The sequence below is a fragment of the Shewanella sp. SR43-8 genome (assembly GCF_014163775.1).
GTDB lineage: Bacteria > Pseudomonadota > Gammaproteobacteria > Enterobacterales > Shewanellaceae > Shewanella > Shewanella vesiculosa.
Window position 1 is genome coordinate 219723 of record NZ_JACJDX010000002.1, and the last position, 24356, is coordinate 244078.

Consider the following 24356-nt stretch of genomic DNA (forward strand, 5'->3'; position numbering starts at 1 on the left):
CTTGTGTGGTTGCAGTGCTCATAGGCCACCTCCCATTTTTATTGCTGAGATAACCGCTTGGGCTTTTTGACGAGTTTCATCGGCTTCGGCTTGTGGGTCTGAATCAAACACCACGCCAGCACCTGCTTGTATATGAGCAACCCCATTTTTAACAAAGGCTGAACGGATAACAATGCAGGTATCCATGTCGCCAAGACCATTGAGGTAACCTACAGCGCCACCATAACTGCCGCGACGAGCTTGCTCTGCTTGGCGAACTAATTGCGATGCACGTACTTTTGGCGCGCCCACTAAAGTTCCCATGTTCATGCAGGCTTGATAAGCGTGCAGGGCATCTAAATCTGAGCGTAATTGACCGGTGACGCGACTGACTAAATGCATCACGTGTGAATAACGATCAACTTTTAACAGTTCGGCCACTTTACGGCTACCGCTTTGGCTGATGCGAGCAATGTCATTGCGGGCTAAATCGACTAGCATTAAATGTTCAGACAATTCTTTCTTATCCAAACGCAGCTCGAGCTCTATACGACTGTCTAGGTCAAAATCAATCTCACCTTGGGCATTTTTACCGCGCTTTCGGGTGCCAGCAATGGGATACACTTCAACTTGGTTACTGGCCGCATCGTATTTCAGGGCACTTTCTGGCGATGCGCCAAATAAGGTGAAATCAGGACCTCTGAAATAGAACATATACGGACTAGGATTGGTTAAGCGCAAAGCCCGATACGCCCCAAGGGTATTTGGACAAGGTAGACTGAAACAACGTGATGGCACCACTTGGAAAATATCACCGGCGACAATATGTTCTTTTAAATCAATCACGGTCTGCTTAAATTGCTCGTCGGTGATGTTAACTTCTTCGTCGGTTGTCACTGGCGTTAATTGAGCAATATCACCTAGTTCAGCGCATTGTTCGGTAACGTGTTGCAGTTGCAAGGCTAATTGCTCTGCAATGATGTTATCTTGACCGAATTGGTGGCTGACAATCTCAGCTTGCTGAGTTTGATGGTCAATTAAAATAAGTGTCTCAGCTAGATAAAATAAATAGTCAGGGCAATCATTATGCGCATTGGGCGCAGCAGGGAGTGGCTCGACGGTATCAATTAAGTCATATGCTAATACACCACCTAAAAATAAATCTTCAAATTTAAGCGGATTATTAGTTTGTATGTGCTTGATAAACATTCTTAAGCCATCAAGAGGCGATGTTGACTTTAACCGTGCATCTTCATCTTGTAACTCGGTGGCTTTTTGCAGCGTCACGATGAGAGTATCATTATCTCGTTGTTGCTGTGCATCACTGAAGAAGTTCGCTATTGGCGCTAACAACGCGGCACCATTTTGAGTTAATGCGCTGAAGCTAAGCTGATAACCGTCGCAACGAATCATCATTGCCGCATGGGTGAGGACGATACTTTTTAAATGGTCTTTACTTTCGACCTCCGCAGACTCTAACAGCATGGTATGCGGCGCGTTATTAGTCACTTGCTGATACAGTTTTAGCGGATCTGTATGGTAGGTTAGTGCCTGCTTTTGCGTGGTAACCTGAGCGAGTTGATTTGGTGTAGTCACTGTTGTCGTCACTATGTCGCCGCTCCTTGTATCATGTTTATTTATCATCTATTGGCCTCTAATATTGTGTAACCCGAGTGACTAATTTTGCATGGGCCAGATAACAAGAAAGCCCACATTTCTGCGGGCTTTTTGGTAAAATCTTGTCTCTTAAAAATGAGCACAACGCTTCACACCACCCGTTAATTTGGGAAGTGCCACCACCAAGTAATGTGTAATGAAGCTAAAGAATGTGTCATTGTTAATCGCTATGTTATGTCTTTGTTTAATGCCTATAGGAAAACCCAGCTGGAGAGTAATGTCAATTGAATATTTCTCAAAAGCCATTAAAAAATGACAACCAGGATAACGAGAGGCTAATTATTGAGCGCTTTAGGTGGCTTGTGTATAAATAATTCATCAATTGCCATCATTTATTCATAAATCCAAGCAGTATTTTTATCGCTACTCTTGTACAATAAGCACATGATTACAGAGACTCTCCTGGCCGATCTTCATAGCCACACGACCGCATCAGACGGTCAATTAACACCAACCGAATTATTAACTCGCGCTATTGAAAAAGGCGTCGAGATGTTTGCTATTACTGACCACGACACAGTCGGAGGGTTAGCAGAAGCGCATCTTGCCAATCAAGCGCACGCCACACCATTAGTGTTAATTAATGGTTGTGAGATTTCAACGCGTTGGAACAGTTTTGATATTCATATTGTCGGTTTAAACTTAGATATCGGCCATATTGAATTATTAGACTTTTTAACTCACCAACGCCAATTGCGTGAAGTGCGTGCCCAAGAAATTGGTGAGCGTTTAGCTAAGGCCGGGATTGAGGGGGCTTATGACGGCGCAAAAGCAATTGCTGGCGACGCCGCACTGAGCCGTGGCCATTATGCAAGATGGCTAGCTGATAATGGTCATGCGACAGATATGCCTAGCGTGTTCAAACGTTACTTAGCGCGCGGAAAAACCGGTTATGTGCCTAATAATTGGGGCGACATGGCCAATGCGATAAACCACATTCATCAAGCGGGTGGCGTTGCAGTCTTGGCTCACCCTAGTGGTTATAAATTATCGGCTAAATGGCTTAAGCGCTTAGTACGTGAATTTGCAGAGGCCGGTGGCGATGCGATGGAAGTTATTCTAGGCCAGCAAACATTGGATGATCGTAATAATCTTATCGCATTAAGTAAGCAAAATAACCTACTTGCTTCTGTGGGGAGCGATTTCCACTTCCCCAGTAATTGGATCGAGCTAGGTAAAAACTTATTCCAACCTCAAGGTGTGGAATGGGTTTGGCAATCACAACATTGGACGGAAAGAGCATGAGTCAATTTTGGTATATTCATGATGAAAACCCACAAGCAAGGTTAATAAACCAAGCGGTGGCGATTCTTAAACAAGGTGGAGTCATTGTTTACCCAACAGACTCTGGTTATGCATTAGGCTGTATGATTGGCGAAAAAAATGCCATGACGCGCATGGCGCGTATTCGCCAGATTGAAAACGACACCAATTTTTCATTAATGTGTCGTGATTTATCTGAACTGGCTAATTTTGCCCGGGTTGATAATCAAGCATATCGTTTATTAAAAAGCTGTATGCCTGGGCCATATACGTTTATTTTCAAAGCCACTAAAGAAGTGCCGCGGCGGTTACAATGCGATAAAAAACGCACCATAGGTATCCGCGTGCCGAATAATGTTATTGCATTGGCGTTACTTGAAGCATTGGGTGAGCCGATGATGACCACCAGTTTGGTAATGCCAAATGAGCAATTTGCTGAGTCAGACCCTGAGCATATTCGCGACATTCTCGATCACCTAGTCGAAGGTATTATTCATGGCGGCTATTTGCCTGAAAATCAAACGACTGTGATTGATATGTCTGAAGATGAGATGGTGATATTACGTCATGGTGCTGGCGATACCAGTGCATTTGAATAACCACAGGTGACCATGGTTGATGAACCGTCAAGGATAAATATGCAAGGTAGCCAGCAGAGCCTGCCATTGGCAGTGGTTCGTGGCCAAGTACTTGATAGCATGCCACTAGACTTGTTTATTCCGCCTGAGGCCTTAGAAGTGTTTCTTGAAACCTTCGAGGGCCCGCTGGATTTATTGCTGTATCTTATTCGCAAACAAAAATTGGATGTGGTTGATTTACCCATTCAACAAATTACCCAGCAATATTTACTCTATATTGAGATCCTGACTGAAGCACGGATTGAGCTGGCGGCTGATTATTTAGTGATGGCCGCAACCTTAGCTGAAATTAAGTCACGTCTGCTTTTGCCTAAAATGGCCAGTGAAAATGATGAGGAAGAAGACCCTCGCGTGGTACTGATCCGGCAATTAAAAGCCTATGAAGTGATAAAGCAAGCTGCTGCAGATATCGATGCATTACCACGGATTGAGCGAGATGTATTACAAGCATCTGTGAGTGCAGCTCCAGACATTAAACCTGTCACTGTGCCTCCTGAAGTGTCGCTGGTGGATATTGCCCGCGCGTTTGGTGAAGTACTGAAACGCATTGATGCCAATGAAGATCATCATGTTAAGCGCGAACAGTTATCAACCCGCGAGCGTATGAGCCAAATTTTAGCCAAGTTATCCAGTACCGAATTCATTGGTTTTGAGTGTTTGTTTGATGTTAGTGAAGGCCGAGCTGGTGTGGTCGTGAGCTTTTTGGCACTTATGGAGCTGGTTAAAGAGTTATTGGTTGAATTAGTACAAAATGAACCTTTCTCGCCCATTTATGTAAAAGCCTATTAATCAAGCTCAACGCAGTGAGCAAAACACATGACAAGTTTGATATTACGGACGTAACATAACGCAAATATTAACGATTTATCCCTCTCTTTTATTCAAAGTTGAGGTTAACGATATTCGAAGAGATCCATGAAGCCAATTAATCCTACACAGCTAAAGCAACTTATCGAAGCCAGTTTATTTGTCTTAGCTAAGCCATTGTCAGTTAACGCTATCAAAGAAACTGTGTTGGCTGACTTTAGTGTGTCGCGCTCGCGCATTCAGGAAGTGCTTGATGAATTACAACTAGATTATCAAGAGCGTGGGGTGCAACTAGTGAAAGTTGCCAGTGGTTATCGCTTCCAAACTCAGGAAATGCTCAGTCCTTACTTGCAACCTCTGTGGCAAGAGAAATCTCCTAAGTATTCACGTGCAACCCTAGAGACCTTAGCGGTTATTGCTTATCGACAACCGGTAACACGTGGCGATATTGAATACATCAGAGGCGTGGCTATTAGCAGCCATATCATAAAAAGCTTAGTCGATCGCCAGTGGATTAAAGTAGTGGGCCATAAAGAGGTACCTGGTAGGCCTGCGTTATTTGCCACCAGCAGTGTATTTCTCGATTACTTTAATCTTACCAAGCTAGCCGACTTGCCAGCCTTAACTGATGCCGACTCTTTACATGCTTTATTTGAAAAAGCTCAGCTAGGCATGGACAATCAATCTGAGCTTGAAACCGTCGTTGATCCAGATAACGATGACGTCGTTACCCTTGATGAGGTATCTGAGCCAGATGGAGCTATTAAGTTTGATGAACAAGATGGCGCGGTTAACAATGACATTGATCCTGACAATCAAAACGATAATAACCCTTCGCATCAGCCACATGATTAATTAAGCATGAGATATAACCCTTATCGGTAACATCTTGGTGCACCCTCTAGCGCTATTCGTTTTCCTCATCAATATCTAAGAGTTGGTCCAGTCGCTTTATCACATCCACACTTTTACATGTGTCGACGGCGATTGATAATGGCCATTTTGAGGCAGGTTGGCTAACATGTAATCGATAAAGCGTTGGCTGGCAAGACTTAAAAAACGCCTCGAAGGGTAAACTAAAAAGACTACCGCCATATAAGGTGGGAGTTCATCAAACAATCGCACTAATTTGCCATGCTTAAAATCCTCCTGACAAATTCGCAAAGGTAAATAACCTATGCCGCGGCCAGAAAGCGTTGCTTCATATGCGAGTTGGATACTATTGGTACACAAATTGCCTTTGACCGCTTGCATCGCATCATTTGCCAAAGGCACTTCGCTGAAGGTTTTACCATTAGGGAAGCGAAATAAAATCGAATTATATTGCTCTATGTCCTCTGGTGAATGCGGTGTTCCGGCGTTAGCCAGATATTGTGGACTGGCAACAAAATATAACTCTTCGCGAATAATCGGTTTTGCCACCATGTCTATTTCGCTAAACGTTTCTTGGACCATAAATGCAATATCGATATTGTGTCTGACCATATCGAGGGGTTCTGTGCTGCTAATAATTTCAACTGACAGCTTTGGATTTGCGTCCATAAAATTAAAAATTTTGCTGACAATGTCCATCATCTCTGGGATAGGGAAGATTAATATCCGCAGATGGCCATTGAGTTCAGCTTTGTTATCGGTGATTTCATCTAATGTCTGTGCTAAATCAGCTAGCATAGTTAAGGTTTTTTGGTAGAAATGACTGCCTGCGGAGGTGAGGGTGATGGCGCGGCTTTGACGGTGAAACAGCTTTAAATTTAATGACTCCTCTAACGATTGCAAGCGTCTACTGACGGTTGACTTAGGCAAATTCAATAAGTTAGCCGCTTCAAGAATGCTGCCGGTTTCGACGATGCGGTGGAATAATGCAATGTCTTCAGTTTTCATATTGTTTGCTCTAATAATGCTTGATAAGTCAAACTCAAATAATGGGATTGATATTCCCAAATAAACCCATTTATTGCAACTATAATTCAGCGTATTGTTCGAACCAATTGTAAATTAACTGTCATCTCAAAAAGAGATGATGTTGTCATTACGTCAGTTTAAATCTCTGTTACCAAGGAACATAATCGATGAAATATCGCTCAACATTGCCGTTGGCATTGCTTATTTCTACTATTCTAGCTGGTTGTACGCCTGTCGAAAGCGCCGTACAAGAAGAGCTTGTACGCCCCGTTAAATTGTTTGAGGTCGCGCAATCTTCAGGCAATACTATTCGCCAATTTCCTGCCAGAGTTGAAGCCAACAGTCGAGCACAATTATCATTTCGGATTTCAGGTCAGCTTGTCAGACTGGATCTTGTGGAAGGGCAGCAGGTTAAACAAGGTTTTTTACTGGCTCAATTAGACGATCGCGATGCGCGTAATAATTTAATGACGCGTGAAGCTGAGTACGATTTGTTGCTGGCCGATTTTAGCCGTAATCAAACGCTACTCGATCGTAAACTGATTTCCCAAGCACTATTTGACAGCAGTAAAGCCCAACTTAAGTCGGCCAAAGCCGCGCTAGCAGCAGCCAATGACCAAGTGAGTTATACCCGTTTAGAAGCACCATTCAATGGCACCATTGCTAAGCGACTAGTGGATAATCACCAAATTGTTCAGGCAAACCAAGGGGTAATGACCCTGCAAAATAATCATTTGCTTGATGTCACTATTCAAGTGCCTGAAGCTATGGCAGCAGTCTTAACTCAAGATATTGCCAATGGCTTAGCGGCAAAAGTACGTTTTAGCGCAGTAGAAGGCATGTCGTTTGATGCCAAATTTAAAGAATACTCAACCCAAGTGACGCCGGGCACCCAAGCCTATGAAGTGGTGTTTTCATTACCACAACCTGACAATGTGCAATTACTGCCAGGCATGAGTGCTGAATTAACCTTAGCTACGCTTAACGAATCACCACAAGGCTTTAGTGCGATTGTGCCTATTTCTGCTGTAGACAAACAAGATCAAACTGGTGAGGTGACGGTATGGCGCTATCAGCCAGATAGCGGTGACATTAATCCGCTGAAAGTGACGCTTGGTCGCGTAAGCACTGATGGTGTTGAAGTGTTGAGTGGTTTGCAAAAAGGCGACGTTATTGTTGCTGCTGGATTGTCGCAATTATCTGCAGGCATGAAAGTGAAGCCATTACGCTGGCAACGGGGAGTGTAGTTGATGAATGTTGCTGAATATTCCATTAATCATAAAGTGATTAGCTGGATGTTTGTATTTTTACTGCTTATTGGTGGCAGTGTGGCTTTTACGGGACTAGGACAATTAGAGTTTCCAGAATTTACCATTAAACAAGCGCTAGTGATCACCGCCTATCCTGGTGCATCACCCGAGCAAGTGGAAGAAGAAGTGACCTTGCCGCTTGAAGATGCGTTGCAGCAGCTTGATGGCATTAAACATATCACTTCTATCAACAGTGCAGGGTTATCACAAATTCAGGTTGAGATTAAAGACAATTATGACAAACATCGCTTACCCCAAGTGTGGGATGAGGTGCGTCGAAAAGTAAATGACACCACAGGGGGCTTACCACCTGGTACCGCTAAGCCACAAGTGATTGATGACTTTGGTGATGTATACGGTATTTTATTGAACTTGTCAGGCAACGATTTTAGTAATCGAGAACTGAGCAACTATTCCGACTATTTACGCCGTGAGTTGGTGCTTGTTCCCGGGGTAAAAAAAGTCTCTGTGGTAGGTGATGTGACAGAGCAAGTGGTGATTGAGATTTCACAGCAAAAACTGTCAGCGCTTGGTTTAGACCAAAGTTACATCTATGGATTAGTGAACAATCAAAATGTGGTGTCTAATGCTGGCAGCATTGTGATTGGTGATAATCGTATCCGTTTACATCCCACTGGTGAGTTTAGTTCTGTAGAGGAGTTGTCTCGTTTAGTCGTCAGTTCACCAGGCAGTACTGAACTTATTTACCTTGGGGATATTGCCAATATTGAAAAAGACTATGACGAGACCCCTAATGTGCTTTATCACAATAGTGGTGAGGCGGCATTATCGTTAGGTATTGCGTTTTCAGGCGGCGTAAACGTTGTTGATGTGGGCAAGCGTGTGAGTGAGCGTTTAGTTGAGCTTGAATCGCAACGGCCGTTAGGGATGAGCCTTGATACGGTTTATAACCAAAGCTCTGCGGTTGATCATACCGTACAAGGTTTTTTGATTAACCTTTTAGAGTCGATTGCGATTGTCATCGCAGTATTATTATTATTTATGGGCCTGCGTTCTGGACTATTGATGGGCCTAATTCTGCTGTTAACTATTTTAGGTACTTTCATTGTAATGAAGGTATTAGACATTGAATTGCAGTTGATATCTCTGGGGGCGCTGATCATTGCCTTAGGTATGTTAGTCGACAACGCGATTGTGGTCACCGAAGGTATTTTGATTGGCTTACAGCGTGGTAAAACTCGTCTTGAAGCAGCCAAGCAAGTGGTATCGCAAACTCAGTGGCCATTATTAGGCGCAACTGTGATTGCCATTATTGCCTTTGCGCCAATTGGTTTGTCACAAAATGCGGCCGGTGAATTTTGTCGTTCATTGTTTCAAGTGTTAATGATTTCTTTGTTTATTAGTTGGATTACAGCAATCACCTTAACGCCATTTTTCTGTAATTTGTTATTCAAAGAGGCTTCACCACAAGCTGAACAGGTAGACCCTTATAAAGGCTGGTTGTTTACCACTTATCGTCGTTTTCTGTATTTTGTATTACGTTTTCGTCTAGTGACATTGTCAGTGGTGTTGGCGATGTTAGTCACCGCAGTGATAGGCTTTGGTCACATTAAGAACGTGTTTTTTCCCGCATCAAATACGCCAATATTTTTTGTTGATGTATGGATGCCAGAAGGGACAGACATTAAAGCCACGGAACGATTTACTGGCGAAATAGAGAAAAAGCTTCTGCAAGAAAGTGAGCTTAATGACTCCGGGTTAGTGCACCTGACATCTGTCATCGGTCAGGGTGCCCAGCGTTTTGTGTTACCTTATCAGCCTGAAAAAGGCTATCCAGCCTTTGCTCAACTTATCGTAGAAATGCGCGACCTAGCAGCCGTTAAGGCTTATATGCCCCAAGTTGAACAGTTGTTAAATAGCCATTTTCCCCAAGCACAATACCGTTTAAAAAATATGGAGAATGGTCCATCACCAGCGGCGAAAATTGAAGCGCGTTTCTATGGCGAAGATCCTCAAGTGCTGCGCAGTTTAGCCGCGCAAGCGGAAAGTATTTTTAGAAACGAACCGACAATGGACGGTGTTCGCCACAATTGGCGCAACCAAGTGCCACTCATCCGTCCACAATTACAAAATGCTCAAGCACGTGAAACCGGCATCAGTAAACAAGATTTAGATAATGCCTTATTGGTTAACTTTAGCGGTAAACAAATTGGCTTGTACCGTGAAACCAGCCATCTGTTACCGATTGTTGCTCGTGCACCAGCAGCAGAACGGCTTCAAGCGGATAGTTTATGGAAGATGCAAATCTGGAGTACAGAGAACAATACCTTTGTCCCAGCAACGCAAGTCGTCAGTGAGTTCAGCACTGAATGGGAAAACCCTTTGGTGATGCGCCGTGATCGTATTCGTATGTTGGCAGTATTGGGCGATCCTAAACTGGGCTCTAACGAAACTGCAGACTCAGTGCACAAAAAAGTTAGACATAAAATAGAGGCAATTAAACTGCCTTCCGGTTATCGCTTGGAGTGGGGCGGGGAGTTTGAATCAGCAGGCGAAGCGCAAACAGCTGTTTTTAGCTCAATTCCCATGGGTTATTTAGCGATGTTTTTAATCACAGTGTTTCTGTTTAACTCTGTACGACAACCCTTGGTCATTTGGTTTACGGTACCGTTGGCGGTTATTGGTGTATCAGCAGGGTTGTTGATATTTGATGCTCCGTTTAGCTTTATGGCATTACTTGGATTGTTGAGCCTGTCTGGGATGGTGATCAAAAACGGCATAGTGTTGGTTGATCAAATCAATCTTGAACTTGAAGAGGGGAAAGAGGCTGGATTTGCACTGGTTGATTCGTGTGTGAGTCGTGTTCGCCCTGTTATGATGGCTGCGATTACCACCATGTTGGGCATGATCCCTTTAATTAGTGATGCTTTTTTTGGTTCTATGGCGATTACCATCATCTTTGGTTTAGGTTTTGCTTCACTATTAACTTTAGTGGTGTTGCCCGTTATGTATAGCCTAGTGTTTAACCTTAAAGTGACTCGCTGATCGATCAATAATGCTATTTGATTGATTAAGGCTGCTGATACAATTGTGCCAGCAGCCTTTTTGAAGGCATTAATCTATCTTTAGCGTCGTTGTACATTAGGCTGCTTAATGTATTTCTGTTATCAACAATGGCTGACTCAAAATCGGTCAGCTTTTACGCCTCCATTGGTCTTGTTCGCAAACCAATCGCCAGCTTGATATTGATGACATAGCATAGACTGATTTTGCTGCGTTTCAGTTATCTCTTATCCTTAGTTGAATGTAACTGTGGTATTTTTTGCTCACCAGCCCCATTCAGCGTATAATCTACGCACTTTTCTAATTGTATGCGCTATAGGCGGGTACAATCCTAAAAAGACAATAAAACAAGAGTAATTAACCTTTTGTTTTTTATAAAACTTCTTTAAAGAGTCCCGCTAATGAGTGAAAAATTGCAGAAAGTCTTGGCCCGTGCAGGCCATGGCTCCCGTCGTGAGATGGAGGCATGGATTGCTGCAGGCCGAGTTAGTGTTGACGGTGAAATTTCTGGTTTAGGTGATCGTGTTGAGGCAGATGCCAAAATACGTATTGATGGCCGTGCTGTTTCATTAAAATCAGCTGACGACATTATTTGTCGTGTACTGGCATACCATAAACCTGAAGGTGAAATTTGCTCGCGCAAAGATCCTGAAGGTCGTACTACCGTGTTCGAACGTTTACCTAAAGTGCGTGATGCTCGTTGGGTTGCGGTAGGGCGTTTAGATATTAATACTTCAGGGTTACTATTATTTACCTGTGATGGTGAATTAGCTAATCGTTTAATGCATCCGTCTAATGAAGTAGAGCGTGAATACGCTGTGCGTACTTTTGGTGAAGTGCCAGAGGCTGCAGTGCAGCGTTTACGTACCGGTGTGACCTTAGAAGATGGCCCAGCCCAGTTTGATACCATCAAAGCTGCGGGCGGCGAAGGCATCAATCAATGGTGGCATGTTACCCTTCGCGAAGGACGTAATCGTGAAGTGCGTCGTTTGTGGGAGTCTCAAGACGTACAAGTTAGCCGTTTAATCCGCGTGCGTTATGGTCAAGTTGAATTGCCAAAAACATTGCCTCGTGGTGGCTGGATTGAACTGCCAATTGACCAAGTGAACTACTTACGTCAACTTGCTGGTTTAGAACCTGAGACACGTTCAATTTTAGGCTCGGACAAACACAGTGTTGCCCGTTCTAAAGTGAAAAGTGCTAAAATTCGCCGTGCAGTTCATAAGCATAAAGTGGTGGGTAATCACGGCAAACCAACGCGTCAGCGTAGCTAATACATCAGTTTTGCTTTGTTTATAGGAGGTCGCGAAAGCGGCCTTTTTTGTTAATTTTTATTGATAAAAATTATATATTGCTCACCTACTTGTCAAAAGTTTTTTCTCAGATATGATTCTCAAAATTTACGGCCTATTGAGCTGTTATTCGACAATTTATGCGCTGCGGCGTTAATACTAATGATTAGGAATGTATGAAAAAAGTATTGGTTGGTTTATTGGTCTTGTTACTAGTAGCTTGCGCATCTGCACCGAGTTGGCAAGGTATGTCTGAGCGTGAGATCAGTCAATGGAAAGCGATAGGGTTTGATTCAACCCAAGCGCAAAATTGGCGTGTCAGAGGGTTTGGACCTGCAGAATCTGATGGTTGGATAAAAGCAAACTTCACGTTAGATACGGCAACGATTTGGGCCAAAGAAGCTTTTAATGTTGAAGAAGCTCAAGTGTGGAGTGAAGCCGGTTTTGAGATTGAAGAAGCGGTAACTAATCGCAGTAAAGGCTTAACACCAGTAAGAGCAAATTAATTATTTATTGTGCTAAGCACTTTGTTTTGTTGGATTTTACATCGGATTGACGTTTTTTAAAGCGTTCAGTTTGATGTAATGAAAATTTTAGTTGCTTGGCTCAAAAAAATCAGTAAAGTGTGCCCCAAGTTAAGCCGGACGCGAAAGCAGCTTGGTTTACCTTATGTAATAACAAATTAAGTGAGTTGATATTTTTATCAAAACACGCTCAGTTTGCCCGAGTGGTGGAATCGGTAGACACAAGGGATTTAAAATCCCTCGCTGAATAAGCGTGCCAGTTCAAGTCTGGCCTCGGGTACCATTATAATCTCTAGTAATAGAGAGTGGTGTAAAAAAGCCTCAACTTATGTTGGGGCTTTTTTACGTCTGTAATTTGGTGGTTAAGGGTAACAAACGCAAAAGAAGGTGAGGGCGATAAGAGCGAACGAGCCTAGATGCTAGGGCGGACTTCATCCTACTAGTTCGCTACGTGGCTATAAGAGCGTTTGAGGTCTGAATACTACAGAGTTATAGCCTATAGCTGCTAAACACTCTAGTACTTAGACTTTTAAGGTTTAACGCTGACTTCAGTGACATTCGCATTTAACAGCCTGCATATCGCCCTTTAGCTACTTCAGTTACAGTCTCTAGCTTCGAAGCGTTTTAGCATCTCGGCTTTTAAGGTTTAACGCTGACTTCAGTGACCTAGCATTCAACAGCCTGCAAATCACCCTTTAGCTACTGCAGTTATAGCCTCTAGCTTCGAAGCGTTCTAGTACCTCGGCTTTTAAGGTTCAACGCTGACTTCAGTGACATTCGCATTCAACAGCCTGCATATCGCCCTTTAGCTACTTCAGTTATAGCCTCTAGCTTCGAAGCATTCTAGCACCTCGGCTTTTAATCTCTAGTGCCTCAGTTAATTGTTGATTAGCGCTTTTAATGTTGGCGACGCTTTAAAGCTGGGTTGATTAAATCCGTCAATCTCTATGGCTGCACCCGTTTGTGGATTACGGCCTACTCTAGGTAAGTAAAAACGCAATTCAAACGTGCCAAATTGTGGAATGTAGATTTTCTCACCTTCAGCTAAACCTTGATGAATAATGGCTAGGATCTGTTCAAGTTGTTGCTTTGTTTGAGCTTGAGGTTGGTCCATTTTATTGGCCATTGATTGGATGAGTTGCTTTTTATTCATGAGAGTCTCTATAACTTAAGTACTTCAAAACCCTCTTATAACAATTCAATATCGACCTTCCTAGTTGTGTATTCATAAATTAATGTTAAGTGGCTACTTTTTATATTTACGATTAACTTTTATACAAAGAGGTAATATTTTAGTATTCACTTTTGTTGCTTAAATGTTTCGTTCATTCAAAGCGCGTTATTATTTGCCATAATGACTATACCCATTTCACTTATGTCATAAACATGACAGTATCGTGGGGTGTCGTTAATGGGGAAGAGTATGTTCAGTAAACATAAACTGTCTATAAATGTGAGCATAGTAGCCATATTGCTTTGGAGTATATCGTCATTTGTTTTGGCCGATACTGATGATATATATCCTAACTTAACTCAAAATCTGCAATTACAGTATTTGGCTGAACCTAATGCGCAGCGAGCACACTATTTAGCAATATTACAATCAGAGTCAGCTGCAAAGTCATTAGAATATATCGATCTCATTCAGCAAAGTGTTGCCACTTTTTGGCGTAATAAAAAGGTGCCTATCGCATTTGATGCAATCGAAAGTTCGGCCTCGTTGCTTGAAAAAAATATCGCACTTGAACCTGCCGTCGATGATTACCTGAGCGTCATAAATGCGCTACGCAAGTTAATATGGTTATCGCAAACTCAAGATTGGCAAGCTATCACAGTTGATGCCTTGCTTCGCCCTGGCGATAGCGATCCCAATATTAAGTTAATCAACCAACGTTTGTGGCTATTAGGTGATGCCAGCGAATTACTTGCTGATGAAGTTGTGTATCAACCCGCTTCAGCGGAAAGTGTTAAACGTTTTCAGTCTCGCCATGGGCTAAAACCTGACGCCGTGATTGGTCCAAAGACCTTATTTTGGTTAAATCAAACTCCGCTTCAACTGGCTTCTTTATTAGCAAAGAGCTTTGTTGAAAAAACAGCATATTTAAGTCAATTGCCTCAACCTTATTTGTTAATTAATATTCCTGCTTTTCAAATGGTATTGGTGGATGATAATCAGGTCGTATTGTCATCGAAAGTTATCGTGGGTAAACCGTACCGGCCGACTCCGCTGATGACAGGGCAAATTTCAAATATCATCATCAATCCTACTTGGACGGTACCTCGACAGATTTTACGCCAAGATATTTTGCCGCAAATAAGACTCTATGGTGACTATTTTGCCGACAAGCATTTTGATGTGTTTGATTATGAAGGCAATCGAGTTAATAAAACTGCGGAGCAATGGCAGCAAGCAGCAATAGGGCGCTTTCCTTATCGAGTCGTGCAGCGTCCTGGAGGTGATAATGCTTTAGGTCGATATAAATTCCATTTCAATAATGATCAAAGTATCTATTTGCATGACACCCCCAATCGAACGCTATTTTCAAAATCACAAAGAGATTTATCATCAGGTTGTGTCCGCATTGAAAAGGTACAGCAATTAGCCGACTGGTTTGTCAACCATTTGGTTATCGATAAACGAACCTGGAATCGCTTACAGTCTAATTATACGCAAACCCAATGGTTTGCCTTATCAGCACCTTTACCCGTGCACATGGTCTATTGGCGTGCTTGGGTGGATGAGCAATATATTATTCAGTATCGTGATGACATTTATCAGTTAACTCCAAAGGCAGCGGTCAATTTATTAAGCCATCAAGGCGCCAGCAAAGATATTGTGCAGGGATTATCAGTTAATTAAGTAAAGTTAATGGCTGCTCACTTTGCTCCTAAGCACTTGAGCAATATCACACTCTTATATTAGCGTGCGTGTTTTTAATCTCACGCAACAGCGCCAGACTTGCATTTATGAGCATTAATGGTTAATTTATTCGCCAGCTGGATAAAAAAGCAACAACTAGTTCGATCTTGTTGTGAAGATTAAATTATGCCTCAAAGGCTGATAAGTCCTGAATTTAGATAATTAAAGTGGTGTATAAATGACAATTGAGTGCCTAACTCGTCGGCAGGTATTATTAGGCTTAAGCGGTGCCGCAGTGGTGACTCTGTTACCTAATACCGCCCAAGCAAGTCGTGCAACTATTGGGGTTAAAGATTTACGTTTTTATAATCTACATACCGGTGAAAGAAGTCAGGGAAGCTTTTGGGTTGATGGTCAATATCAATCAGCGACACTGACTGAGTTTGATCATGTATTACGTGATCATCGTCAAAATGTAGCCGCACCAATTGATAAACGATTATTTGAATATTTGTATAAATTGCAGGCTACGTTAGATAATCAAGATGAAATCCATGTTATCTCCGCTTATCGTTCACCGAAAACGAACCAAATGCTCGCATCTCGTAGTAATGGCGTAGCGAAGAAAAGTTATCACATGAAAGGCATGGCAATGGATATTGCTTTACCTGGGGTAAAAACCAAACATTTGCGTGATGCAGCCGAGTCTCTTAAGTTGGGCGGTGTTGGGTTTTATCCTCGCGATGGCTTTGTACACATTGATTGTGGTCCAGTGAGACGATGGGGTTAATAAGACAAATCTCATTAAATATCTGGTCAGTTCAGAGTCTCTCAGGTTTCAAAGTCCTTTAGGCATCTTTAGACGCTTTAAAAATAAGACATTCCCACCATCCATTGCGGTCAGATGCTGGAGGGTGAGTTACCCAGGAGCTTGTTACCGAGAGTCACTGTTTGTTTCAATCATCTGTCTTGCCTATAGCACTTTGAACTCTCGCTGAAAGATCACATATTTAATAGGATTAGTATATCTTCTTGTGGCTTGATAATGGCTGTGGTAATATCCGCGCGCTTTATTTGAGTCATCGTTGGTCGAGAATGATGACGCCTTCATACTTTATTAATTATTAAGTGAGTGACTAATGTCTTACACAATCAACGCAGTAACCCGCACAGAAATCGGGAAAGGTTCGAGCCGCCGCCTACGTCATGCCGGTAAAGTTCCTGCAGTAATTTATGGTCCAGGTAAAGAGCCTGTATCAATCACGTTCGAACACAAAGACATCATTAACATCCAGTTAAATGAAAACTTTTACACAACTGATTTAACTATCGTTGTCGATGGTAAAGAAGTTAAAGTTCGTGCAAAGGCTATCCAACGTCACGCATTCAAGCAATTAGTTGAACATATTGACTTCATGTTTGTCTAACTTTTGCTTTGAAAAAAGCGCCTAAGGGCGCTTTTTTTGTGTCTGTTTTTTACAACCCTAAACCCTAAAGTTTAATCAATTTCGAAGCTATAGTAGATATCCAGTGATTGACTTAAGGTACTCGATACACTTTCTAAATATAATTGTGAAAATAAGTAATAGCGCACGGTCATTTCATACCCTGGGTTAAATACGCCCACACCATATTTAATCATTAAGTCTTCGCCAATATAGCCACTCACAGCTACTTTTCCATCATCATTGGTATCAAGTTGTACATTAGAAAAACCAAATTTTTCAATGAGCCCTGTCGCTGTACTGCCAATACTATTCATTGCGCCACCATCAAGTTGTGAGCCTAAACTCAGCGCTGCCCCCATCATTAATGAGTTGCTTTGTTGGTTACTTGAACTGGTAAAGCCTTTACCCGTTAAAATATACGATAATATCTCAGCTTGTTCTTTTGCCGGATTAGAAAATAAGGTTACAACAGGGCGCATTGGTGTCCCCGTAACTCTGACACCTGCGGTTATATCGCTTTCCTTAATCTCTCTGGTTGCCTCTATATTAAGATTTGGTGATGCAGTTGGTCCAATAAATTGCACTTCACCGGTATTGATCGTTAGGGTTTGCCCCATAAACTTATAGGTACCTTTATTGACTCTAATATCGCCAAACAACATCGGTGGTTTAAATGCTTGTTGCTGAAGTACAAGGTCACCTTCTAGCTTACCCTTGAGGCCCATGCCATCAATAGTGAGGTTTTTACCTACATTGATATTTAAGTCGGCTGTGATGGCGTAAGGGCTGGTTTTAACCGTTTGTTGAGACACTGAATCATTGAATACCACATCATTTGATACGGCTATGCCTCCTTCAGCCAATGGGGTGATTTTTATTTGTCCTGAGGGAACATTCACTTTGCCTTTTATTGCGAACAGTTGGTCATCAAAGGTCATATTAATATCTGGAGAGACATTTAAGATTGCCATTGGCGGTTGAATAACAGCTAAGTTACTGCCTTTAATGTCAATATCACCACTAAATTTACCTTGTGGCCACGCTAAGGTACCTTGGGTGGTGACTTGGCCATCTCCCATATGCCACTGGCCATTGAGCTGCCCTTGCTGACCTTCAAGTGAGAGTGATAAATAGAGTTTATCAATTAATGTCGGGTTAGTTGATAAGGCCAATGCTGCATCATTGAGTTTAATATTACCTGATAGACTAGGGTCCATAAGGGTACCGGATAACATTAATCGGCTCGATAGCATACCTTCTAAGGTTTCAAGTCTTGGGAAAAATTCTCCAAAGGGAGCGAGATTGAGCTCATTCACATTAATCGTTCCTTGTAAGGTACGATCGGGAGTGATATTAACACTTAGCTGACTTTGCCAACTGGCGATTCCGGATGAATCGAAACTTAATGAACTGGTCACTTTTTTCTCATCAAGTGACGCTTGTAATAGCAGCTGCTGATAGTCGATGCTAATGGTGTTGTTTTTAGTACGGCTTAGCTTAATATTACCGGGCAGGAGTGTAAATTGAAGATTGGCCGTAGGCTTTTTAGCTTTAGCCCAATTAACTTGACTGGTTAACGCTGCTTCACCGCTCCAGTTGATTTTTTTAGATAAAATGGGCTCCAAGGTTTTACCTGGGTTACCCGTAAGCGTGATATTGGCTTGGCCAGTGTGGCCCAAATTAACATCATTGATCAAACATAATTTATTGTGTGGGTGCACTAAACAGAAGCTGCTGATGCTACCTCTATGGTTAAGTTGATCCCAGTTTGCTGTAATGGGTTTATCTTGTTGCCATTGTCCAAGGACATTACTGATACTGAACTCGGTTAAGGTGGCATTAAATTGTTGTTTATCAATATTGCTACTACTGCTAATTTGAGTATTGACGACCAAATCACCTTGAGTATTCAGTTTACTTTGTTGTTTGCTTTGGTTGCCTTCACTGATAAAAGAAATATCTGTCAGTTTATAGCTACTCCATACAAGATTGTTATTATGCAGTTCTATTCGATATTGGTGTTGTAAATAAGGACGATAGTTAGCGAGTAAATTGAGGTTATCAATTTTACTACCTTGGTAGCTCAACTTGTTAATTTGTGCGTTCACATCAACGATAGGGTCTGCACTATTGCCGCTGACATCTACTTTAGCGAAGATACTACCGCGAGCGCCTGTTAGCCACTGGCTGACATCTGGCACACTCAGTTCAGCATTGATGTCCCAGATTTTATCTGCTTGACCGTTGACGATTAATTGGGCGCCGAGAGCATTGGCTTGTAAGTTAGACGCGTTAACTGCAAAATCTTGATTTAATGAAATATCGCCCTGTAAATTCAATGGATAACCATTTAAACGTCCTGTTAAATTAGCCTGTTCAATTGCCACTTGCCATTGTTTATCCGCAAGGCTGCCCGAACTATTAAAATGACCACTGAATTTACTTTTGACTGGATTTTGCTGATTAATATAATCAATGTATTGCAACTGGATATTGTCGCTAAACACCTTAGCTTGCCATGTTATGTTATCTTGATATGACAGTTCTCCCGTTAGCTCCACATTGCCAGCCAGCGACTGCACCTTCAGCTTATTAACCGTCAGTTTTTGCTTAACGTTAACAATATCAGCACTTACCGTTAAAGGTGGATGGTAAGGCGTGGTGATCTTCCCTTCAAACTGTGCCACTTGATCTTTACTATCGCCTTTGCTGGTAAAACGGCTAATGTTGCTGGTGTACAAGGGGTTACTCAGTGGCCACTGTAAAGCTGCGTCGGTCAGTGTTACTTGGTAGTCAAGCGTAGGAGACGTGAGATCGACTTTAGCTGTGAGGTTAAAATGGCTATCACCCTTAGCAATGGCGTCGATGTGTAACTGGCTTAAGTCTTCGCTAAGTTCAAGGCTAAGTTGTTGCTGTTTAAGCCCCGGGAATTCAGGCAGATTATCGACATTTGCTGTTAGTGTTAATGCGAGCGGATAGTGGTCATGCAAAGCAATGTCACCACTAACACTGACATTACCATCATCATGCTGAATGTCGAGTTGGCTTATTCCAAGTTGAAATTGACGAAAACTGGCCGCCAATGCGATATGGCTAAAATGGTCAGTTCGTTCACCCAATTTGAGCAGACTGTCTGTTGCATTAAATTGCCTAACATCGATAGGAAAAGGCATAAACACTTGTGGTAAATTCGCCAGTGGCCATGCTGTCGCTTTTGCATCAACCGTTTGTGCAGTTTGTGTACTCTCCACTGGAACATTGATTGGCTTGGTTGATGCTGGTGCAGAAGGGATATCAACTATCAGGCCTTGGCTGGTAAATGATTCAACCATCAGGCCTGCGCTGTTCCAAATAGCTTGAGTCGACAGCTCATCGGCATGAAATGTCATGCTATTGACCGCAATATCAACCTGGGTTAATTTTGCTTGGCTGAGGCTAATGTTTATCGGTAATTCAAACTCAGTAAAAGGGGCTGGTAACTCAGTGGATTGATCCGCATCTTTTGCAGCAGGAATATTATCACTGACAATATTCACTCCTATGCTCGAAGCCATTAGGTTTGTCACACACAGCTGTTTATTCATCAGACAGGTTGGCACCCATTCCAATGTTACATTTTGAGCATTAACGCTAATGCCAGGCATTGACCATGACATGCTATGAAGGGTGAGATCGCCATTTAAGGTGCCAGAAGCGTATTCAACTTCAACATCGCTGACTAATTGGTTAACCAAGAACACCGCTGTTTTGCTGCCAAATGGCGTGCCTATGAGGACGGCAAACAACATCAATAATGCTAAAGGCACATAAATTAAGATCCGAGTATAAAACTTAATTTGGCGCCAAATGCGTGCAGGTAAGCTAGTTGCACGGTTAGTTTTGGTATTATTATTGGCAGCGGTCGCTTGTGGCTGCTGACCTTGTTCAGAATGCTCATCTGTCATAAATCAGTCCCCATGGTTAAATGGAAACGAAACGAGCGTGCAACGGTCTCAGTTTCTTTTAAGCCAAACCCTAAGTCCATTCGGATTGGACCAATCGGTGATATCCAATGTAAACCACCGCCAACCGATACCACGGGTTCAAACTTCTGTGTATCAAAGGCATTACCCGCATCGACAAAGGTAGCAACGCGCCAAGTAGGGGTGAGATAGTACTGATATTCTACGCTGCCGACGGCCAAAAAACGGCCACCAACCACTTGTCTCGATAAGCCGCCTTCACTGTTGGTGTAGTCAATATAGGGCCCTAATTCTTGGTAACTGTAACCCCGTATACTTTGGTCGCCACCAGCAAAATAACGCAGTGATGGGGGAATGTTGGCAATATCGTTATCATTAGCAATATTTGCGCCTAAGTCAACGCGAGCAACAAACCGATGCTTATCAAATAAGGTTTCTATCCATTTAAATCGTGCTTGTAAGCGAGTGAGACGAATAGTCGATCCTGCAGATGGATCTGCATATTCAATGCTGTATGTTTGACGATAGCCAGATTTAGGATCGAGGGTGTTGTCACCTCGAACCGTTTTAGTGAGGTTGTAACCTAATAAATAAAATCGCGGATCGTAATCAGTATCGAGTTGATTATAAAACTCTCTCGTGGATTCAAGGGAATAACCATGCAGCCAATTACTTTTGGACCGTCGTTGACGCGTTAAGCCAATGATGTATTTTTCAGACTCTAACTGGCCAGTATTATTAAATTGACGGTTATCTGGATCATAATCTTGAGTGACACCATAGGTGTCGCGTAATAATCCTAGTTTTATTTTTAGTTGATCATCTAAAGGATGCGTTAATGGAATCGTATAGGTAGTTAAAATTTTCGGCCGTTCAGGCGACCACTCCATACTGGTTTCTTGATAATGCCCATAGCGGTTTATTTGTGGGGTACGCCAAGTCACTCGCACGCGAGGATCGATACTTTTTTCGGTACTATTACCAATATCAGCACCTAAACCGACCTCAATAAGATGGCTCGGACGAGGACTTAGTTCAACTTTAATTGGCACAACACCGGTTTCAATCTTGTCTAATTGAGGCAATACTTTGATATTACTAAAGTAACCAGTATCTAACAAATTACGATTAAACTCAGTCAAAAGTTGCGTGGCATAAGGCGCATCAGCACCAAAAGGGATTAATGCTTCGACAATATCGTCATTAAGCGTTGAACCTTCAAAGTCAACATCACCAAATAAATATCGCTTACCTGAATCAAATTCGAGGTTAATTTGGGCGCTATTTAAGTCACGATTAATGCTGATTTCTGATTTTGTGTATTGACCATCAAAATATCCTCTTGCCATTGCCAGAGTGACTAATTGTGATTTAATTGAATCGTAAACCCCGTGGTTTAAGGTGTCACCAGGTTTGATTTTTAGGCTATTAAGCCATAGCGAAAAAGTATTGTCTTCAAGCATCTCTCCCTGAAAATGAATATCAACCCACTGAATAATCACTGGTTCCCCAAGGGTGATATCGAGCTTTAGCTCCCAAGGCCCATTGTCTTTTTCGTTAACGTCAATATCTAAAATAGCGTGATAGTAGCCCATAGATTCAAGCGCATCATGGGTGTTATCGTCAACTGTGAATAAAAAAGCTCGGCGTTGAACATCATTATCTGGCAAGGTACCTAAGTGAGCTGAAATATTATTTTCAATTTGTTTGTTAACGCCATTAACGTTAATCGTTAGCCAATTATTATCAGCCAGCACAAAGCCTGACATCAATAAGGTCAACGAAAGTAATAGAAACTGACTAAATTTAAGGCGTTTTGTCGGCAAATTAAGCTAATTTTTCCAAAAGTGATCATGATGACTATTGTCGCTACAAAGTCTAAAAGTCGCAAGGATATGATTGAAATTACAACCACAAATGGTTACAAAGATAAACCACTTTCAAGGACTTGCCTAACATGAATAAATTATATTTAACGATTGCAGTGTGTTTATGCTTAACCGCAAATATCTGTGCAGCCACAGATGATAAGCCTTTTTCAATTGCCATCCATGGCGGCGCGGGAACCATTTTAGCTGCCAGTTTAAGTCCTCAACAAGAAAAAGCTATTCGCGATAAACTCAAACAGGCTGTTGATACAGGCTATAAGGTGCTAGATAAAGGCGGTAATAGTCTTGATGCGGTTCAAGCGGCAATTAATGTGTTAGAAAATAGTCCATTTTTTAATGCTGGTGTTGGCGCGGTTTATACTTTTGACGGCGGCCATGAACTAGATGCCTCGGTAATGGATGGTAACACAATGAATGCTGGAGCCGTTGCGGGGGTTAAACACATTAAAAACCCAATTGATTTAGCTCGAAAAGTGATGGAAAAATCACCTCATGTGATGCTATATGGCCAAGGGGCAGAGGAGTTTGCATTAACGCAACAATTTAGGTTGGTGTCTAATAGCCATTTCGACACGCCTCATCGTTATGCACAATTGCTGGATGCCAAAGCGAGCATCATTGAAGCTGAGCGCGTAAATGGTGGTGATCACCAGGCGTCAGTTGCCCAGTTACCTGCTAACTACAAATACGGCACAGTCGGCGCAGTGGCGCTTGATAAACAAGGCAACCTTGCCGCCGGAACATCAACTGGCGGCATGACGGCAAAACGTTTTGGCCGCATTGGTGACTCACCGGTTATTGGTGCTGGAACCTATGCTGAAAATGGTGTTTGCGCCATATCAGCGACGGGTCATGGCGAATATTTTATTCGCTATCAAGTGGCAGGCGACATATGCGCTAAAGTCAAATACCAACAGAAATCTATTATTCAAGCGGCCGATGAGGTCATCAATCAACGCTTGCTCTCGGCAGGGGGAACTGGAGGAGTGATAGCGATTGATCAACGTGGCAATATCGCGACACCATTTAATACCGAAGGGATGTATCGCGCCACACGAAGTAAAGGCCAAGCTGCAACCGTTATGATTTGGCGTGACAAGTAAGTATTACTGCGCTGAATTGACTTAGGTATATCAAATAGATTCATCAAGTCAGTTCATCACGTGGTTAATGCAGTGGGCTAATACCATTGATTAGTAAACCGATTAGTGCAATCGGTTATATTTTCTATCTCCTGAGCCATTATTGACTAAACTTAATCAAGTTAGTACCCGAGAGTTGATTCCTTATGAGTTGCTTGACGGGGTTTATTAAACACGTAGTCAATTAGCGTGTAATAGGGGGCAATATGGATTCAATAAAAATTAAAGATTATATGGATAAGCATCCAGTATTATTAACTGCAGATATGTCACTGGCTATTGCGGTTGAAAAACTACTCGCCAGTAATAAAAATGGTGCTCCGGTTGTTGATCATATCGGTCAATTAGTGGGCTTTCTATCTCAACAAGATTGTTTATCTGTGATGCTAAAAAGCAGTTACCATTGCGATATGACTAGTACAGTAAAAGATTGCATGAAAAGCCCTGTATTGTCGGTGACGCCCGATGAAAGCATATTGGAATTAGCGGATCAAATGTTAGGCGCTAAACCGAAGATTTATCCTGTAGTGAGTGCAGGAAAAGTCATTGGAACGATTAATCGGACGAATGTACTTAAGGCGATGAATATTTATATGCAACAGTGTTACTTATCTCCAATATAACAATCGTTGAAATCAA

17 protein-coding genes, 1 tRNA gene and 1 pseudogene are annotated in these 24356 nt (G+C 42.3%); 14 read left to right on the forward strand and 5 right to left on the reverse strand.

Features of this window, described 5'->3' with window-relative positions:
- Positions 1 to 18 precede the first annotated feature (18 nt).
- On the reverse strand, positions 19 to 1590 hold the full coding sequence (locus H5114_RS03435; protein ID WP_182722296.1) for an anthranilate synthase component 1: 1572 nt from the start codon (positions 1588 to 1590) through the stop codon (positions 19 to 21).
- A 450-nt stretch (positions 1591 to 2040) separates the two neighbouring features.
- Between H5114_RS03435 and H5114_RS03440 the strand changes: the two genes are divergently transcribed.
- The 4 genes and pseudogenes from H5114_RS03440 to scpB all read left to right on the forward strand — a co-directional run.
- The gene (locus tag H5114_RS03440; RefSeq protein WP_124016492.1) at positions 2041 to 2901 is read left to right on the forward strand and encodes an RNase RNM; all 861 of its coding nucleotides are present in this window, start codon (positions 2041 to 2043) and stop codon (positions 2899 to 2901) included.
- Positions 2898 to 3518, forward strand: coding sequence for an L-threonylcarbamoyladenylate synthase (locus tag H5114_RS03445; RefSeq protein ID WP_124016493.1), 621 nt, complete (start codon positions 2898 to 2900; stop codon positions 3516 to 3518). Before H5114_RS03440 ends, H5114_RS03445 begins: the two co-directional genes overlap by 4 nt.
- A 39-nt stretch (positions 3519 to 3557) precedes the next feature.
- Positions 3558 to 4346, forward strand: coding sequence for a ScpA family protein (locus H5114_RS03450; RefSeq protein ID WP_182722225.1), 789 nt, complete (start codon positions 3558 to 3560; stop codon positions 4344 to 4346).
- A gap of 126 nt (positions 4347 to 4472) precedes the next feature.
- Positions 4473 to 5063, forward strand: a pseudogene (gene scpB / locus H5114_RS03455) (SMC-Scp complex subunit ScpB); the annotation flags it as partial.
- A gap of 255 nt (positions 5064 to 5318) precedes the next feature.
- Here the strand turns inward: scpB and H5114_RS03460 are convergent.
- Positions 5319 to 6245, reverse strand: coding sequence for a LysR family transcriptional regulator (locus H5114_RS03460; protein WP_182722227.1), 927 nt, complete (start codon positions 6243 to 6245; stop codon positions 5319 to 5321).
- A 188-nt stretch (positions 6246 to 6433) separates the two neighbouring features.
- On the opposite strand from H5114_RS03460, the gene H5114_RS03465 reads away from it, so the two are divergent.
- From H5114_RS03465 to H5114_RS03485, 5 genes are all read left to right on the forward strand, one after another.
- On the forward strand, positions 6434 to 7513 hold the full coding sequence (locus tag H5114_RS03465) for an efflux RND transporter periplasmic adaptor subunit (protein WP_182722228.1): 1080 nt from the start codon (positions 6434 to 6436) through the stop codon (positions 7511 to 7513).
- Between the two features lie 3 nt (positions 7514 to 7516).
- Positions 7517 to 10582, forward strand: a complete 3066-nt coding sequence (locus H5114_RS03470) for an efflux RND transporter permease subunit (RefSeq protein ID WP_182722229.1) — start codon at positions 7517 to 7519, stop codon at positions 10580 to 10582.
- 419 nt (positions 10583 to 11001) lie between these two features.
- Positions 11002 to 11874 carry a 23S rRNA pseudouridine(2605) synthase RluB gene (rluB, locus tag H5114_RS03475; RefSeq protein WP_124016499.1) on the forward strand — a complete coding sequence of 291 codons (873 nt, stop codon included), beginning with the start codon at positions 11002 to 11004 and terminating at the stop codon, positions 11872 to 11874.
- A 194-nt stretch (positions 11875 to 12068) separates the two neighbouring features.
- The gene (locus H5114_RS03480) at positions 12069 to 12398 is read left to right on the forward strand and encodes a hypothetical protein (protein WP_124016500.1); all 330 of its coding nucleotides are present in this window, start codon (positions 12069 to 12071) and stop codon (positions 12396 to 12398) included.
- Between the two features lie 215 nt (positions 12399 to 12613).
- A tRNA-Leu gene (locus H5114_RS03485) sits at positions 12614 to 12699 on the forward strand.
- 594 nt (positions 12700 to 13293) lie between these two features.
- Here H5114_RS03485 and H5114_RS03490 read toward each other — a convergent pair.
- Positions 13294 to 13569 (reverse strand): HU family DNA-binding protein, encoded by a 276-nt coding sequence (locus H5114_RS03490; RefSeq protein ID WP_182722230.1) that lies wholly within the window; start codon positions 13567 to 13569, stop codon positions 13294 to 13296.
- Positions 13570 to 13839: 270 nt separating this feature from the next.
- Here H5114_RS03490 and H5114_RS03495 point away from each other — a divergent pair, with 270 nt between their 5' ends.
- From H5114_RS03495 to rplY, 3 genes are all read left to right on the forward strand, one after another.
- Positions 13840 to 15276: a murein L,D-transpeptidase gene (locus H5114_RS03495; RefSeq protein ID WP_182722231.1), complete on the forward strand. Its 1437-nt coding sequence runs from the start codon at positions 13840 to 13842 to the stop codon at positions 15274 to 15276.
- A gap of 238 nt (positions 15277 to 15514) precedes the next feature.
- Positions 15515 to 16066: a DUF882 domain-containing protein gene (locus H5114_RS03500; RefSeq protein WP_124016503.1), complete on the forward strand. Its 552-nt coding sequence runs from the start codon at positions 15515 to 15517 to the stop codon at positions 16064 to 16066.
- 349 nt (positions 16067 to 16415) lie between these two features.
- Entirely contained in the window at positions 16416 to 16703 is a 288-nt protein-coding gene (gene rplY / locus H5114_RS03505) for a 50S ribosomal protein L25 (RefSeq protein WP_124016504.1), read from the forward strand.
- A 71-nt stretch (positions 16704 to 16774) separates the two neighbouring features.
- Here the strand turns inward: rplY and H5114_RS03510 are convergent, their stop codons facing one another.
- Together H5114_RS03510 and H5114_RS03515 are read right to left on the reverse strand one after the other, a co-directional pair.
- Entirely contained in the window at positions 16775 to 20668 is a 3894-nt protein-coding gene (locus H5114_RS03510) for a translocation/assembly module TamB domain-containing protein (protein WP_182722232.1), read from the reverse strand.
- Complete coding sequence (locus tag H5114_RS03515; protein ID WP_259395226.1) at positions 20665 to 22455, reverse strand: autotransporter assembly complex family protein; 1791 nt, start codon at positions 22453 to 22455, stop codon at positions 20665 to 20667. Before H5114_RS03515 ends, H5114_RS03510 begins: the two co-directional genes overlap by 4 nt.
- Before the next feature lie 188 nt (positions 22456 to 22643).
- On the opposite strand from H5114_RS03515, the gene H5114_RS03520 reads away from it, so the two are divergent.
- On the forward strand, positions 22644 to 23678 hold the full coding sequence (locus H5114_RS03520) for an isoaspartyl peptidase/L-asparaginase family protein (protein ID WP_182722234.1): 1035 nt from the start codon (positions 22644 to 22646) through the stop codon (positions 23676 to 23678).
- Positions 23679 to 23923: 245 nt separating this feature from the next.
- Positions 23924 to 24340 (forward strand): CBS domain-containing protein, encoded by a 417-nt coding sequence (locus H5114_RS03525; RefSeq protein ID WP_124016507.1) that lies wholly within the window; start codon positions 23924 to 23926, stop codon positions 24338 to 24340.
- The last annotated feature ends 16 nt before the right edge of the window (positions 24341 to 24356 follow it).